This is a genomic window from Rothia sp. HMSC061D12 (assembly GCF_001836735.1).
Lineage (GTDB): Bacteria > Actinomycetota > Actinomycetes > Actinomycetales > Micrococcaceae > Rothia.
This window is the reverse complement of sequence record NZ_KV830311.1, coordinates 163,664-180,152: the sequence shown is the minus strand read 5'-3', so window position 1 is coordinate 180,152 and position 16,489 is coordinate 163,664. Positions and strand designations below refer to the sequence as shown.

Here is a 16,489-nt window from a genome sequence, read left to right as displayed (position 1 = left end):
AGAATGGCGTCAAAAAATAAATTACATCCCTAATAGTATTAAATCATTTTAGGTGTATTAATTTTTTCGACGATCTTCCTTGCGGGAGATTTTTTCGATTGACGCCTCTATATTATTTTTTTTATAGTTAAGCCACCAAAGGCTAAACATCCCGCTAATAGTATTTTTGCCAATATCGACAATACTTGGAAGTCCTTGGTCTTTGAGGGATTTTTCAATCTCTTCATGTGAATAACCCTGTTCTTTCATGATTTCAACAAGGCTACTAGCTTCGGCGTGAGGCCCAGAAATCATTGGGTGGTGATCAATCTTGTTCTGTATGTCAACAAGCTCGTCGTAGAGGGCTTCTTTATTTTTTGCCATGAGTATCAACGCCCCAACGAAGATTGGAAAAAATATTAGACATAATTTCCTCCTAATAATAAATCGAAAAATTAACGGTGTGTTGTGTTTCATATATTAGCAGATTTGGAGTGGATTAATCCAGGAAAAATACTGTTGAAAATATCACATATTGCACTACATTGAAATATGTTTGATTTTGTGCTTTTCTATGGTTTTCATAAAATATTTTCATAAAAATTTCTTGGGTTTATGTGGGTTTAAGGGCTTGTGGTGTTTACCGGGGGTATTTCTTTCGAAGGAATAATCAGTGGCTTAGATTTTCAAAGGCGCTCTCATAGCGGTCAATGAAGTCAGCCGCCGCGTTCAGAAGCTCCTCCTGGTCAAGGGAATCCTGGGTAGCTGACAGCGTCTCATCCTCGCCGTTCTGAACCTGTAACTCACTCATAACTTAAGTCTACGCGGCAGACATAACAGCCCACAGAAAAGGCCGTGCCGGGGCAGAAAACTCCACCCCGACACGGCCCTCACATCCGCATCCGACTAGCGGTTATTCAGCACCCGCACGTTATAGCGGTGCAAGAACGCCGCCATCGCGCCACGCTCAATCGGCTGAACCGGACGGAACGAACCATCCGCCCAACCCGTCGTAATACGCTGATTAGCCAACCATGCAATCTCACGATAGAACTGGCTACCAGTCGATACATCACTAAACGGCGACACCGCAGGAGCCGAATACGCCGGCGAACCCGCAAAACGGTAGAAGAACGCCGCCATCGCGTCACGGTTCACCGCAGCATTCGGGCGGAACGTACCATCCGACCAGCCGGTTGTAATACCGCGGGCACGCATCCACTCAATCTCCTTGTAGAACGGGTGGTCACGCGGAACATCCTTAAAGCTCGGAGTGGACGGCGCAGTGAACTGCGGCGAACCCGCCATACGGTAGAAGAACGCCGCCATCGCGCCGCGCTCCACCGAACCATTCGGGCGGAACGTGCCGTCCGGGTAGCCGGTCGTGATACGACGCTGGGCAAGCCAGTTAATGTCATTCACGAACGGGTAATCCGCCGGAACATCCTTAAAGTGCGCACTCTCGGCGGTAGCCTCAGAGTTCGAAGAAACACGCAGAACCTGCGCACGCTCACCCGCAGCACCGTTCACGCCGGACAGGTCACCGGTCGCATTGTGCATGTGCAAGAACAGTGCCGAAACGTTCTTCGTATCGCCGTTACGGTGCGCCACCAGCTGCGCCGAGGGTGCATCCATGAACAGGTTCGGCACGCCCGCCGAATCGCCGCTGAACCACAGCTTCGGAGCCGCATAGTTGAACACCACCGAATCAGTCGTATCAACCACGGTTGTAGCAGAGAACGCGCTAGAAGTGGTCACCGAGTACGAAATCTCGGTGGACTCAGCGTTCGGGTCCAGACCCAGAACGCTCAGCGGAACAGTCATCACCAGGGTGTTCGAATCCATGATGTTGGTGTCCGTGTCACCCCAGGTGCCGTTCAGCGGGTACAGGGCATTCTCGATAGCGTGCCATTTGCCGTCCTTACCGCGCTGCGAAACCTTCACCAGCGGGTAGTCCAGACCCTTCTCACGCACCGTCTGCAGGCGGTAGTCGCTCGTGCCGTCCTTGTTGGTATCAACGAACACGTAGTAGGTGCCGCGCGGGGTCACCTCCTGCCAGTTACCCCAGGTCGAAATACCGAAGGACAGCTGCGCCGTGGAGGTGTCCTGACCGGCAGCCTTCAACGCCGCCACGTTCGAGGCGGCACCCACATACTGCAGGTCCATGCGGGAATCCGAACCCACACCCAGCTTCGCGGTCGGGATGCGCGGGCTCGAAGCACCCAGCTCAAAAGCACCCAGCAGGGAGCGGTAACCGCCCTGATCCACCGCGGTACCCTGCAGGGTCAGGGTCTGCTCGGTCGCACCGGAACCATTCGAATCAAAAGCAATATCGGCACCAGCCACACGCATCGCGGAGACAGGCTTCGGTGCCACGTGCAGCGGCATGCGCAGGGTCTTCACCGCAGCCGACGAATCAGCATCGGTCAGAATCAGGCGGCCCGAAGCGCTCGCAATGTACTGGCGGGCACCCGAAATAGTCACCGCACCGGTCGAGTAGTTCACCGAATCCTGGTTCGGGTACATGGACGGGTCACGGGTCTTTTCCAGCTTCGACGGGTCAATGCGCACCGTCACGGTGAACGTTGCCTTCTGGCCGGCACCCACAGACACGGACTGCGGGTAGGAGAACTCCACACCCGGGATGCTCGTGCTGCCCTCATAGTTCAGGGTGTAGGTGTGTGCCACCGAGTCGGTGTTCTCAACGCTCACGCGGTGCTGCAGGGTCTGCACGCCGGCGTTCGGGGTGTACTCGAGCACGCCGAAAGTGTCCGAAACCTGTTCGGGTCGTGCCGCGTTGAACAGCATCACGCGGTCAGCCACCGCCGCACGCGTGTTGATGCGGCCGGTACCCACACGATCCACCGCGTACGGGTTGCCCCAGGCATCCTGCATGCGGTGGTCGGCGGTGTTCATGATGACGGTCTTAAGCATGCGCGGACCGTACTCCGGGTGCGCCTGCATAATCAGCGCCGCAACACCGGCAACAAAGGGCGTGGACATGGACGTACCGGTCTTCACGGTCGCCTCAGTACCGCCACCGACCAGGATGGAGGAAATGTTCGTACCCGGTGCCGCAACGTCCGGCTTGGTGATGCCGTGCGAACCGTGCAGGCCACGCGCGGTGGAGGTGTTCGCCTGATCCAGCTTGCCGTTGGGAACGCGGATCGAGTCGCGCAGGTTCTCGCCGAGCTGCAGGGTCAGCTCACCTGAATCAATCTGCGCGGAAAGGCGCTCCACCTGGCTCTTTGCCAGGCGCACGCCCGGAATGGAGGAGTTACCGCCGATAGCGGTGTCACCGACCTCAGTGTTCGAGGTGAGCACCACGCCGGTCGCGCCAGCCGCCTGCAGGTTGTCGAAGCGTACCTTCGAACCGCAGGGTGCGGTGCCGTCAGCGTCCGCCCAGTCAATGAGGGCCCACTTGCCCTTCAGTACTACGGCTTCCTCTTCGGTGAATGCCTCGCAGGCGTAGCGGTTGCGGGAGGCGGCACGCACCACGGTGCCGCGCAGCTGCTCCTCGGTCGCCTTCGAATAGTCGAAGCTTACCGAGTAGTCACCGTAGGTGTCTGCCTCGTTCGCGGGGGCGAGAATCTTCACGCGGTCCACCAGCTGGGTCGAGCCGATTGAGTTCGCCACGGTCAGGCCGTAGGCGCTGGTGCCGGGGCCACCCGAGTTGGAGTAGGTGTCGCCCACGGCGTTGTAGTTGTTGGCGTTACCCGCCGCAACCACGGAGAGGATGCCCTCGCGGTAGAGGGAGCCGACCGCGTAGTTCACGGTCTCATCGAACACGCCGAACTCGTTGCCGAGCGACAGGTTCGCGATGTCGGCGCGGTCGGAGAAGTCACCGTCGTCATTGGGGTCGAGCACACGGTCCAGGCCCTTGGGGACGAACGCGGTGGTGCCCTTACAACCGAAAATGCGCAGGCCAATCAGCTGGGCGTCCGGCGCGGAGCCGGGGCCAATCTTCATGTTGTTGAGCTGCTCTTCGGTGAGCTTGGAGTAGTCGCCGTGGAAGGTGCTGCCGTCCGCGTTCACGCCGTAACCTGCCGCGGTGCCCGCCACGTGACTACCGTGGCCGCCGCAGTCGAGCGGGTTGTTATCCGGGTGGGGAGTGGAGGTTTCCTTCTTACCGGAGTTGTAGTCGTCACCGACCAGGTCGTAGCCGCCAAGGAACTTCTTCGGATCGTAGGAGCCCTCGGGGATCGTGTCGGATGCCTTCGCCTTCTCGTAGGCTTCCTGGGTGCCGGGGCCACCCAAATCGGCGTGAGTGTAGTCGATACCGGTATCGAGCACGACAATCTTCACGCCCTTACCGGTGTAGCCGGTGGAGGCGGGATTCTGCGGGCTCTTCGCCCACACGGAGAGCGTGTCGGTGTCGATGAGGGTGCCGCTGTTCTGCGGTGCCATGTCCTCAATGATGCTGATGCGTTCCACATCGTCACGGTTCGCGAGCGCACGAATCTGCTCGACGTTACCGTAGAGCGCCACGCCGCGCATCGTGTTGTGGGTGGTGTACAGGACCTGCGCGCCGGATTCCTTCGCCGCGGAGGCGCCCTGCTGCTGCACGCTGGCGCGGATTGCCTGCACCTGTGCTTGCGCGTTGACGGGTGCCTGCGCGCGGGAGCGGACCGCATCCGGCTGGGTCTGGGCGTACGCGCCCTGACCCTTGAATCGGACGAACACGGCGCGTTCGCCGGTGGCGCCGTCCAGGCTGGGGGAGAGAACTTCGTTGTTGTTCTCGCCGGTGCCGGTGTTCTGGTGGGGTGCATCCCGGTCTGCGCCGCGTACTACGCCCGGTGCCGCGTAGGCGGCGGTGCCGAACGGCAGGGCGGTCAGCCCGAGGGTGAGCCCCAGGGTGAGTGCGCCGCAGCTGCGTGCCAGCTGCTTGAGGCGACCCGGCTGTGTGTGCCGGGCTGCTCGCGCGGGGGTAGCTTCAGGGAAGGTTGCCACTGAATGCTCCTTTTTAGTGATGGTGTGTTTCTTAGCGGTTTCTGCACCGAGGTTCTGCGCGGAGAGTTCTACGCCGAGGGGGTTCTGCATCGAGAGTGCTTCGGTGCGTCTGCACTGTGTTTCCAGTGCGCCTCCAGTGCGTCTGTGCGGCGTAAACGTCAAGGTTCATGCCGATGGTGAAGAAACCTTCACTTATTGTCTCAACGATTCTTTATATAACCTAGTCAGACTCGTATTACGGAACATTACGCGTAAATAACAAAGCACCCGACCACAGAAAAAGGGAGCCGCACCACCGCAGATAAACTGCAGCGGTACGGCTCCCTCGGTAGAACCTATAGGTTCTTAGCTCCCGGAACCCTAGATTTCAGGGCTTTCCTTCAGCACACCCGTGCTGTAGCGGTACACGAACGCCGCCATAGCGTCGCGGTGCACCGGCTCCACGGGGCGGAACGAACCATCGGGCCAGCCGGTGGTCACGCCCTGCTCAGCCAGCCACGAAATCTCGCGGTAGAACTGCTTGTCGGTCGGAACGTCCGTGAAACGAGCCTGCGCGGGGGCAGTGTACTCGGGCGAACCCGCGTAACGGTAGAAGAACGCAGCCATCGCGTCACGGTTCACCGAACCCTCCGGACGGTAGGTGCCATCGGGCCAGCCGGTCGTGATGCCCTGAGCCTTCATCCACTCAATCTCCTTGTAGTAGGGGTGGTTGAGCGGAACATCCGAGAAGCTCGGGGTGGACGGCGCGGTGTACTGCGGCGAACCGCTCATGCGGTAGAAGTACGCCGCCATGGTTGCGCGGTCCATGTTGTTCAGCGGGCGGAACGTGCCGTCCTGGTAGCCGCGGTCAATCTGACGGGCAGCAATCCACGTGATTTCACGGTAGAACTGGTTATCCGCCGGAACGTCGGTGAAGCGTGCATCGTGGAGGGTGCGAGCCACCTTCACGACCTGCGCACGGTCGCCAGCGGCAACACCGTTAGCGGTCTTACGGCCGCTCAGGTCACCGGTCGCGTTGTGCATGTGCAGGAACAGAGCCTGACGCTCCTTGTTGTTGTTCTTGCGGTGAACGGTCAGCTGGCCGCCGTCACGGTCCACGAACAGGCCGGGTACGCCCGACTCCTCACCGGTGAACCAAACACCGGGGTTGAAGGGGGAGTACTCGATAGCGGAGGTGGTGTCCACGTAGGAGTTGCCCTCGTTGTACCAGGTGTCGGTCTGCACCGTGTACTTGATGCTCTGAGCCTTCTCAGCGGTCAGGCCCAGGTCCTTCAGCGGCACACCCAGAATCATGGTGTTGGTGTCCATGATGTTGGTGTCGGTGTCACCCCAGGCGCTGTTCAGCGGGTAGCGAGCCACCACGTAGGACGCGTTACCGGAGATGGACCAGACCTTCACCAGCGGGTAGTCCAGACCCTTCTCGCGGGTCACCTCCAGAACGTAATCTGCGGTGGAGTCGTTGTTGGTATCGATCTGCACCTGTACCTGACGGCCCCAGTGCATGCTATCCCAGGTGCCCCAGGTCGAAATGCCGAAGAACAGAGAACCATCGTTCGGGTTCTTGCCGGCAGCCTTCAACGCCGGAGCATCCGAGGCGGCACCCACATACTGAAGGTCAACAGACTGGTTCGACGGCAGCTTCAGCTGACCGGTCGGAATACGGTCGCTGACCGCACCCAGCTCAAACGCACCCAGCAGCGAACGGTAACCACCCTGGTTCAGGGTCGTACCGCGCAGAGTCACCGTGGACTCCTTATCGGCAATGCCCTTGTAATCAATACGGGAGGCATCAACACGCATCTTCGAGACGGGCTTCGGTGCCACGTGAATCGACTGGCGGATCGCCTCGCGACCATTCTCAGAGAAAATCAGGCGACCAGAAGCGCTCGCAATGTACTGGCGCTTACCGGCAGCCAGAGTCTTACCGTTCGTCCAGTCCTGAGCGACCTGGTCGGCGCTCATTGCCGGGTCCATGGTCTTCTCCAGCTTGGACGGGTCAATACGCACGGTCACGGTCACGTTCTTACGCTCACCGGCACCCACGCTCACCTGCTGCGGGTAGGAGTACTCCACACCCGGGATGGTCGTGCTTGCCTCGTAGCTCAGAGTGTAGGTGTGAGCCTGCGAATCGGTGTTGTCCAGCACGATTTCACGCTGAACAGTCTGAATACCCGAATCGGGGGTATACTCCAGCACACCAAACGCGGTCGAAACACGCTCGGGGGTCTTCGCATCGTATGCGATAACCTTCGCGTCCACGGCGGCGCGAGCATTCACCATGCCCGTACCCACACGATCCACCGCGTACTGCGCACCCTGCTCATTCTTGATCGGGGTGGACGCGCCGTTCATCAGCGCAGCCTTAATCATCTGCGGGTTGTAATCCTGATGCGCCTGCATCACCAGAGCGGCAACACCGGCAACATGCGGGGTCGCCATGGAGGTACCGGTGAAGGAAACACCCTTATTACCCATACCCACAGCGGCAGACACAATCTCAGTACCCGGTGCCGCAAGGTCAGGCTTAATGAAGCCGTCAGAACCGTGCTGACCGCGAGCACTCGAGGAATTCAAATCAAAAGCGTGCGAGTGAGGACCGCGGCCCGAAGCCTTGTAGTCCAGGTTCATCTCAACGGTCACCGGACCGGCAGCCAGAGCCTTCTCCAGGTCCTTCGTCGAAGAAGCAGTCAGACGCAGACCCGGAATGGTCGCATTACCACCAATGCCGATCGTGTAGCGCTCAGCCTTACCGGCCATCACCACGCCAACACCGCCGGCAGCCTGAACGTTATCGAAACGCACCTTCGAACCGCACGGGAACGTCAAATCGTCCTGATCCCACTCGAAGTAAACCCACTTACCCTTCAAAGCCTTCGCCTCTTCAGCGGTGAAAGCCTCGCAAGCGTAACGGTTACGCTTCGGTGCGGCAACAACCTCGCCGCGCAGCTGATCAGCGGATGCCTTCGAATAATCGAAGTTCACCGAATAATCACCCTGCAACCACTCCAAACCAGTCTTTGTGGTCGCGCGGACACGGTCAATCGGCTGAGTGGAGCCGTAGGCGTTCGCCACCGACAGCGCCGCAGCCGCATTCGCCGGGCTACCCGAATCGGAGTAGGTGTCACCCACACCGTTGTAGTTATTGGCGTTACCGGCAGCAGCCACAGTGAACACACCCTGGCGCGCCATCGTATTAATCATGTACGACTCAGGATCGTCAGCCGGGGCGAACTCGCCACCGAGCGACAGGTTCACAATATCGGCGCGGTCAGAGAAATCACCGTCACCATTCGGGTCCATCACGGTATCAAGCGCCTTCATCACAACACTCGAATTGCCGTAGCAGCCGAACACACGAATCGCCAAAATCTGAGCATCAGGAGCAGTACCGGGGCCAATGGACATGCCCTTCAGCTGCTCCTCCGTCAGGTTCTTGTAATCGCCACGGTAAGTCGTACCGTTCGCCGTCACACCATAACCGGCGGCAGTACCCGCCACGTGCGTGCCGTGACCGCCAGAACCGAAACCATCCGGGCGGCAATCCAGCGGGTTATTATCCGGCTGCGGAGTCGACTTCTCAGCCACCGACGCATTGTAGTCATCACCGACCAAGTCAATGCCGCCAATGAACTTATTACGATCAATCAGACCCGAATCAGCGGACGGAAGCTCCGTCATCGCCTTAGCCTTCAGGTACGAATCCACCGTACCGGGGCCACCAAAATCAGCGTGCGTATAGTCAACACCAGAGTCAACAACCGCAATCTTCACGCCCTTACCCGTGTACCCCGTATTCTCACGAGTCCACGTGGCAAGAGTCTTCGTATCAATCTCGCTACCGGAGTTCATACGCTCCTTCGCGATAATCGGCGAAATACGCTCCACATCCGGGCGCTCCGCCAACGCACGAATCTGCGCAGCATCACCAGTAATCGCCGCACCACGCATCGCATTATGCGTGGTGTACATCAGCTTCGCGCCAGAAGCAGCCGCCACAGACTGAGCCTGCGACTGCACCTGAGCTGCAATAGCCTGCACCTGCGCCTGACGGTTCGCCGGCGCCTCCTTACGTGCCAGAACAGCCGCGGACTGGGTCTGCTCATACGCGCCCTTGCCCTTGAACTGCACATACACGGTGATTTGGCCTTCAGCCTTCTGCAGGCCCGGGCTGATACGCGAGGCAGCGTCACCGGATGCGCTCGCAGTGCTTCCTTCGACCTGCTGGGGGCTCTGAGCGTGAGCTGCAGAGAAAGTGGCGGGAACGCCGAGAGTAAGGGCAAGAGCTGCACTCAAACCGGTCGCACCGACAGCCTTCATTCTGCGGCGTGGCGCATGAGGCGTTGTCATGGAATCCTCCTTCGGATTATCTGTTTTCGATAGTGCTGTGTGCTCTGTGGTTGTGTATCGGTGATGTGCGGAGGCGGCCCCACCAGCAGACGACGAGTGAGTGCGTCCGCCGGTGAAACCGCCACCAAAACTTAGAAAGGTTCCGGGGCTTCAATCCCCGGAGCCAGCCGGTTCCGGGTGTCCCTCCCACCCCATGCAGGGGGCGGGAGGGGACCCGAACCGTTCGCTACCAGTTAGCTACCGTCTAGCGGCCGGCCTGGTTAGCAACCTTCTCGGTGTAGCGGTAGATGAACGCCGCCATTGCGTCGCGGGCAATGGGGGTCACCGGGCGGTAGGTGCCGTCCGGCCAGCCGGTGCTGATGCCCTTCGAAGCCAGCCACGTGATTTCACGGTAGAACTGGTTATCGGTGGAAACATCGCTGAAGTGGCTGGTCGCGGGCAGATCCACGTGCGGGGAACCCGCTGCACGGTAGAAGAACGCAGCCATGGCGTCACGGTTCACCGGTGCGGAGGGGCGGAACGTGCCGTCCGAGTAGCCGGTGGTGATGCCCTGTGCCTTCATCCACTCAATCTCCTTGTAGAAGGGGTGCGTGGTGGGCACGTCCTTGAAGCTCGGAGTGGAGGGGGCAGTGAACTGCGGGGAACCCTGCATGCGGTAGAAGAACGCCGCCATTGCGCCACGTTCCACGGACTCCAGCGGGCGGTAGGTGCCGTCCGGGTAGCCGGTGGTGATGCCGCGCTGAGCCAACCAAGAAATCTCGGTGTAGAACTGGTCGGTGTTCTTCACATCGGTGAAGCGGGACGGAGTGATGTACTCGGTCTGCTGCTCCTTGATGTTCAGCACCTCGGCGCGGTTGCCCTTGGCGCCGTTGGTGCCGGAGAGATCACCGGTGCCGTTGTGCAGGTGCAGCAGCAGTGCCTTGGCGGGGGTACCGGATTCGCCGAGCGCGGGGATTGCGTCAGCGGAGCGGTGCGCCGTCAGGGTGGTGGTGGAGGCATCCGGGTGGAGGCCAGCCACGGCGGAGGAGTCGCCGCTGAACCACAGCTTGGGGCTGAAGGGGCGGTACTTGATCCAGCCGGTTTCGCTGACGTTACCCCACTCGTACTGGGTGGTTGCGCTGACTCGGTATTGGATGTCCGGGTTGTTTGCGCTGGTCAGGCCCAGGTCCTTGAGGGGTGCACTCATGATGAGGGTGTTGGTGTCCATCATGTTGGTGTCCACATCACCCCAGGCGCCGTTGAGCGGGTAGTAGCCGAGCTCGACGAGGTTGCCATTCTTGTAGCCGTAGAGGCGAACCAGCGGGTAGTCCAGGCCCTTAGCGCGGTCGGTGACCAGCTTGTAGTCGGCGCGGTTGTTGCCGTCAGTGTCGATTTCTACGGTAAAGGTGTTCTCGTAGGAGACAACATCCCAGTTCGCCCAGGTGGAGATACCGAAGCGCAGGGTGCCGTCATCGGCGTTGCCGCCGGCTGCCTTCAGTGCGGGCGCATCCGAGGAAGCACCGACGTACTGCAGGTTCGCCTTAACGTTGCTGTTCAGCGACAGGGAGGTGGGAGCCACACGGTCCACGCTCGCACCGTACTCGAACGCGCCGAGCAGGGAGCGGTAGCCGCCCTGGTTGACCTCGGTGCCGCGCAGCGAAATCTGGGACTTGGTCCAGCCGGTGTCTGCCTTCTGAGCCTCGTCGCTGGAGGGCTTCTGGGTGAAGGTGACGGTGTCTTCGGCAGCGTGCATGGTGCTCACGGGCTTGGGTGCCACGTGAACGGGCAGACGCAGCGCCTTGGTGCCGTCTTCGGTGAGGACGAGTCGGCCGGATGCGCTGGCAATGTACTGACGGTACTGTTCGGGAACGGTTTCGTTGCCGGTGTAGTAGTCAGTTGCGTTCTGGGTGGTGTCCATTGCTGCGTCGCGGGTCTTCTCCAGCTTGGACGGGTCGATGCGCACGGTGACTTCGAACTTCTTAGTTTCACCGGGTGCGAGGGTGACCGCGGAGGGGAAGGAGTATTCCACGCCGGGAATATTAGTGCTTTCAGCGTAGGACAGGGCGTAGGCGTGCGCCACGGAGTCGGTGTTCTCGACCGTCACCTCGCGGGTGAGGGTCTGAACGCCAGCATCCGGTGCGTACTCGAGCACGCCGAAGCTCAGAGACACGGTACCGCTCTTGTCAGTGTTGTAGACGAGGGACTTCGACTGCACGGCAGCGAGGGTGTCGACTCGTCCGGCGCCCACGCGGTCCACCGCGTATGCGGCACCGGATTCGGTGCGCACATCGTGGGTTGCGGTGTTCATGAGGGCGGACTTGACCTGTGCGGGGGTGTAGGTCGGGTGGCTCTGCATGACCAGGGCGGCGGAGCCGGTCACGTAGGGTGCCGCCATGGAGGTGCCGCTGAAGGTCACGGAGTTGTTACCGGTCGCCACCGCCGCGGAGGTGATGTACGAGCCGGGTGCCGCAATGTCGGGCTTGGTGTAGCCGTAGCTGCCGTGGAAGCCGCGAGCACTCATGGGGTTCAGCTGATCCAGCTTATCGGTGTCCACGCGCAGGGAGGACTTCAGCTCGTTGCCGAGGCGCACGGTCAGGGGCTTACCTGCCGCTTCTGCTGCGGTGATCTGTGCACGCAGGTCCTTAGCGGCGGATGCTGCCAGGCGGAAGCCGGGCAGGGTATCGTTACCGGCAATACCCAGGCCGGGTTCTTCGTCATTGCCTGCAAGCAGTACGCCCTTGGCGCCTGCCGCCTCCAGGTTGTCGAAGCGCACCTTGGAGCCGCAGGCGAGTTCACCGTCATCTTTAGCCCAGTCGATGAGCACCCACTTGCCCTTTACAGCTGCCGCTTCGTCGGCGCTGAGGGCGTTGCAGGCGTAGCGGTTGTTCTCGGAGATTGCGGTGAGTTCACCGGTGAACTCCTTGGTGCCCGCCTGTGCCCAGGGGTAGGAGACGCTGTAGTCGCCGCGTACCTTGCGGGTGGTGCCGGTGGCGGGGTCGGTCAGCTCTGCCGCATCGACGGCGCGGGTGGAGCCGTAGGCGTTAGCTACGGTGATTGCGCTGGCTGCGGTGGCGGGGTGACCGGAGTTGGAGTAGGTGTCGCCGCGCAGGCTGTAGTCGTTGGCGTTACCTGTGGAGATCACGGAGAGCACGCCGGCGCGGGTGAGCGCGTCAACGGCGTAGGCTTCGGGGTCGTCCTGCGGGGAGAATTCGCCACCGAGGGACATGTTGACCACGTTCACACGGTCGGAGAAGTCGCCGTCACCGTTGGGGTCGAGGGCACGGTCGAGCGCCTCAATCACGACGTTGGTGCTGCCGCTGCAACCGAAGACGCGGAAGGCGTAGATTTCAGCGTCGGGGGCGACGCCGGGGCCGATCTTCATGGTCTTGAGCTGCTCTGCGGTGAGCTTGCTGTAGTCGCCGGTGAAGGTGCTTCCGTCGGAGTTCACGCCGTAGCCTGCCGCGGTGCCCGCCACGTGGGTACCGTGGCCGCCGGTGGTGCAGTCGAGCGGGTTGCCGTCGGGGGTTGCGGTGTTGCTACCGTCGTAGGCGTCACCGACGAGGTCGTAGCCGCCAGCAACCTTGGTGCGGTTGATGAGTCCGGAGTCTGCGGAGGGCAGCTCGGTGAGCTTGGATGCCTTCTCGTAGTCTTCGAGCTTGCCGCTACCGCCGAAGTCGGTGTGGGTGTAGTCGATGCCGGAGTCGATGACGGCGATCTTCACGCCCTTGCCAGTGTATCCGCCCGCGCCGGCGGGGTTGGTGGTGCCGGTCCAGGTGGCGAGGGAGCCTGCGTCAATGGCGGCGCCCGCGTTCTGGCGGTACTTGGGCAGGATGGGCGAGATCTTCTCTACGTCGGGGCGGTTGGCGAGTGCCTTGATGGACTCTGCGTCACCGCGCACTGCCACGCCGCGTACTGCGTTGTGGGTGGTGTAGAGGACCTGCGCGCCGGACTGGCTGCTGACCTGCTGTGCCTGGCTCTGCACCTGGGAGGCGATTGCCTGCACCTGTGAGCTGGTGTTGACGGGTGCCTGCACGCCGGCGCGTACGCCTGCGGGCTGGGTCTGTTCAAAGGCGCCCTTACCCTTGAAGCGGACGAAGGCGGTGACGGTGCCGCTGGCGTTCTTCATGCTTTCGCTGAGTACCTGCTTGACGGCGTCGGGGTCTTCCGCGGCGTGGGCGGTGGTGCCCAGGGCTGCGAGGGGGCTCAGTGCCATGCTGAGGGTGAGTAGCCCGCTGCCGATTCGGCGTCGATGCGACCGGCCGCGGGGGTTTGGGGAGGCGGTGTGTGTCACGGTGCTCCTTTGCTTGGCTCCCGGGGTGTTTCTGGGAGGCTTGTGGTGTTGTTCTGGTGGGTTCCAGCTGAACTTGAACACACTAGATGTGAACTAGGATACACCTCAAAATGGCTTGTGAAGCGTTTATTACCCCTAAATGAATCAAATTATGGACATGTTCGACCCTTTTCTTTTTCATGCTTTTTATTTGCACTCGGGTTCAGGTTCTTTTCAGGTTCGGTTGTTACTGTAAAACCATCTATTGAACATCTATCAAAAATGATGGGATAGGGAGGGTCGAACCATGGTCAAGCGACGCGTTTCCACTGAGGATTCTGTTCTGCTGATGTCACCCCAGGTTATGCACGGCCGCCCCGGTCCACGGTTGGAACGTATCCATAGGGGAGAGGTGCAGGGTACCCTCACCGAGTACAGCTCATCCGCCTGGCAGATTGGCGATGTGGTCGGCTACGCCCCCATGGAGAAGCCACCCGAAACCTTGGACGTGAAGAGCCTCTTCACCGACTGGAGCGGCTTCACCTGGTACGTGCTGGGTCCACTGCTGCGGATGGTGTTCTGGTCATCTTTCTTTATCGTGCTGATGAGCCCGATACTTTTCAGCCTGGGTTTCAGGGGAGTGGGCGAGGAAATGGCGATGATACTTGTCATTTTTTTGATTCCGCTCTTTTATTTCCCTCCGCTGATTTTGCTTGTGGGCTTTGTCGGCCTCGTCGCAGAAATCTGGTTGCTGCTCCTCTGCGTAGGAAAGTTTCTGAATGCTGTTGGGGATGCCGTCGAATCGACGCGCCTGCTCGTTAGGCAGCACAAGATTCAGCAGGATTTTCAATTCCGGCTGGTGTACGAGTGCACCCCGCTTGACGGTGGTTCAGCTGAGGCATTGCTGCACCGCATCCTTGAATCGCACCAGGAGGAGGAATCATGACCGACGATAACAACCAGCCCATCGACGACCAACCCGTTTCCCCTCATCAGCGTGTTTTAAAGGTGGCACCGCAGGTGCATTACGGTCGCCCCAACCCGCAGCTGATGCGCATCCACGCCGATGATGTTCAGGGAACTCTCCCTCAGGGAGAATCGCCGGAGGAGCACGGCGGCGAGCTGGTCGGATACAGCCCCGTTCCGGTTCCTAAACGCAAGCCGCACACTGGTAGACGCGTGGTGGAGGCGCTGGCGTACCTGGCGTTGGCTATCGTGGCGGATCCTTTCGTATATTTCTTGTTGCCTTCTTATAGCCTGAGCGAAGAAACTCTAGGTTCTCTATATCTGGCGGGCATAGGGTTTTCGGTGCTGAGCATCGGTATTCTTCCGCTGGTACTGCTCGTCTTCTCCCTGGGCGCTGTTATCAATTTTCTCGCTGTGATGGTGAATTCCATCTGGAGGCGTGGAGCTGAGGAGAGGTTCACGTTCCGGTTGGTGTATGACTGCACCCCGTCCGTAATCCACGCTTCACCTCGTCGTATTGGCATTACTCAGCCGGTGACGAGTTTTGGCGGTTCGTCTGATTCATCTCAGAAGGGGGAGGCGAAGCTTCTGTTCTTTGCCGTTTCCGTCCTGAATCCGTATATTGCGGCGGCGATTCTCTCCATTGCGGGCCTGTTCGGGGCTGGGTCACTCGTCGCAGCTCTCTTTGTGACGGTGAATCAGGTGAGCGCAGGGCTCATGGGGATTCCCGGCATCATCTGGTTTGTGGCGTGGATTCTGAGCATTGTGCGGCTTATCGAAGCGGCCGAGGCGTAAGCAGATGAGCCACTGGCTCAAAGAACAGCTGCGGGATTGAGCCCCCGCGCATCGAACACACAATGTAGACAACACAACAGACACATAACAGCAGACAAGCATTGGAGGAGGTCACCGTGGCGGAGCATCGCGAAGCACCGAAAAACCCTCAGAACCCAACCGAGAAGAGCGATAGCGAGTATCAGCCCCTCTGGGATATGGAGCAGCCCGCCCCCGAATACTCGGCTTTGCTTCTTCATGGAACGCCCGTTCCCCCGCCGACCGGGGAGATCCCCGAGCCAGTGAGGGAGGTTCTGGAAATACAGAAGGCTCGTTCTGCATCCGCCCCTGCTGACTCCGCGGTTCCTGCAGCACCTGATTCTGCGGTGCCAGCTCTGGCGGTTTCTGCTCCTGCGCCGTCTGTGCCGGCGGCGAATTTTTTCCCTTCGGCGGAGGGGTACCCGGTGCTGAATCGACCGCTGTATGGCCGCCCGGGCCCCACGATGCGCCGAATGTCCCCCATGGGCACGGATACTGGCGCATCTGCAAACCAGCAGGTGCCAAGTGTGTTTCCTACCTGGCAGGAGGGGAAAGTAGTGGGTACACCGCGACCCATCGGGTATATCTCAGCGACCCCACTTGCGGGCAAGGTGCGTGTATCAGACTTATGGTGGAAAGCCTGGCCTGAGTTCATAGTGCTCTTCTTCGTGGGTGTGGTGTTTAATCCCCTGACTTATCTTCTGCTGGCTACCGTTACAGAGGACCCTCGCTTCGGCGGGTTTGTTTACTATTTCTTCCTGATATTTTCTCTGGCAACGTTTGGTCTTCCCCTGTTCTTGTGGGCTGGTGCGCTGATTTTTGCGCTGATCCGAGTGAGCCGAAAGTACCGAGCGCTGAAATGGAAGGCCATGCCTCTCGGGTCGTTCTGGTTCTACCTGGTGTATGACCGCCTGCCTAGGGATGCCGAGGAGATGCAGGGAATCCTGGGCGCGGCGTCTTCGATGTCTTCCGTGGCGCCAGCCCCTCAGCCGCTGAGTGCCCAGAGCCCTACCTCAAGCCCTGTTCCAAACTCAGCGGATGCATCGTAGTCGACTTCCCGTGAGCCCCTGGACTCCGGTAGCGCTGAACCCCCGGCAGTGTTAACACGTGCGTGTTGGCGCTTGTCGGGGGATTTTTCTCAGCTTTTATCGGGCAGGTTTCAAGGGACTGCCCAGCGCACGCTGG

At 60.1% G+C, this 16,489-nt stretch carries 8 protein-coding genes; 3 read left to right on the top strand and 5 right to left on the bottom strand.

Annotated elements, in window-relative coordinates; all coding sequences use genetic code 11:
* Positions 1-57: 57 nt before the first annotated feature.
* The 5 genes from HMPREF2682_RS09105 to HMPREF2682_RS09090 form a co-directional block, all read right to left on the bottom strand.
* The gene (locus HMPREF2682_RS09105) at positions 58-363 is read right to left on the bottom strand and encodes a hypothetical protein (RefSeq protein ID WP_005507293.1); all 306 of its coding nucleotides are present in this window, start codon (positions 361-363) and stop codon (positions 58-60) included.
* 286 nt (positions 364-649) lie between these two features.
* Positions 650-790 (bottom strand): hypothetical protein, encoded by a 141-nt coding sequence (locus tag HMPREF2682_RS09500; protein ID WP_168167739.1) that lies wholly within the window; start codon positions 788-790, stop codon positions 650-652.
* A gap of 95 nt (positions 791-885) precedes the next feature.
* A complete protein-coding gene (locus HMPREF2682_RS09100; protein ID WP_070833481.1) occupies positions 886-4,929 on the bottom strand; it encodes a S8 family serine peptidase in 4,044 nt (1,347 codons plus the stop codon).
* Positions 4,930-5,289: 360 nt separating this feature from the next.
* Positions 5,290-9,276 (bottom strand): S8 family serine peptidase, encoded by a 3,987-nt coding sequence (locus tag HMPREF2682_RS09095; protein WP_070833453.1) that lies wholly within the window; start codon positions 9,274-9,276, stop codon positions 5,290-5,292.
* 244 nt (positions 9,277-9,520) lie between these two features.
* Complete coding sequence (locus HMPREF2682_RS09090; RefSeq protein WP_371440905.1) at positions 9,521-13,468, bottom strand: S8 family serine peptidase; 3,948 nt, start codon at positions 13,466-13,468, stop codon at positions 9,521-9,523.
* Between the two features lie 364 nt (positions 13,469-13,832).
* On the opposite strand from HMPREF2682_RS09090, the gene HMPREF2682_RS09085 reads away from it, so the two are divergent.
* The 3 genes from HMPREF2682_RS09085 (at position 13,833) to HMPREF2682_RS09075 (ending at position 16,353) form a co-directional block, all read left to right on the top strand.
* Positions 13,833-14,471: a hypothetical protein gene (locus HMPREF2682_RS09085; RefSeq protein ID WP_070833449.1), complete on the top strand. Its 639-nt coding sequence runs from the start codon at positions 13,833-13,835 to the stop codon at positions 14,469-14,471.
* A complete protein-coding gene (locus HMPREF2682_RS09080) occupies positions 14,468-15,286 on the top strand; it encodes a type VI secretion protein (RefSeq protein ID WP_070833447.1) in 819 nt (272 codons plus the stop codon). Before HMPREF2682_RS09085 ends, HMPREF2682_RS09080 begins: the two co-directional genes overlap by 4 nt.
* Before the next feature lie 116 nt (positions 15,287-15,402).
* Positions 15,403-16,353 carry a hypothetical protein gene (locus HMPREF2682_RS09075; protein WP_070833446.1) on the top strand — a complete coding sequence of 317 codons (951 nt, stop codon included), beginning with the start codon at positions 15,403-15,405 and terminating at the stop codon, positions 16,351-16,353.
* Positions 16,354-16,489 lie beyond the last annotated feature (136 nt).

Bases quoted from the DNA above. Each gene is read 5' to 3' on its own strand.
- HMPREF2682_RS09500 (WP_168167739.1), bottom strand. From the start codon at position 790: ATGAGTGAGTTACAGGTTCAGAACGGCGAGGATGAGACGCTGTCAGCT.
- HMPREF2682_RS09085 (WP_070833449.1), top strand. From the start codon at position 13,833: ATGGTCAAGCGACGCGTTTCCACTGAGGATTCTGTTCTGCTGATGTCA.
- HMPREF2682_RS09095 (WP_070833453.1), bottom strand. From the start codon at position 9,276: ATGACAACGCCTCATGCGCCACGCCGCAGAATGAAGGCTGTCGGTGCG.
- HMPREF2682_RS09090 (WP_371440905.1), bottom strand. From the start codon at position 13,468: ATGGCACTGAGCCCCCTCGCAGCCCTGGGCACCACCGCCCACGCCGCG.
- HMPREF2682_RS09105 (WP_005507293.1), bottom strand. From the start codon at position 363: ATGGCAAAAAATAAAGAAGCCCTCTACGACGAGCTTGTTGACATACAG.
- HMPREF2682_RS09080 (WP_070833447.1), top strand. From the start codon at position 14,468: ATGACCGACGATAACAACCAGCCCATCGACGACCAACCCGTTTCCCCT.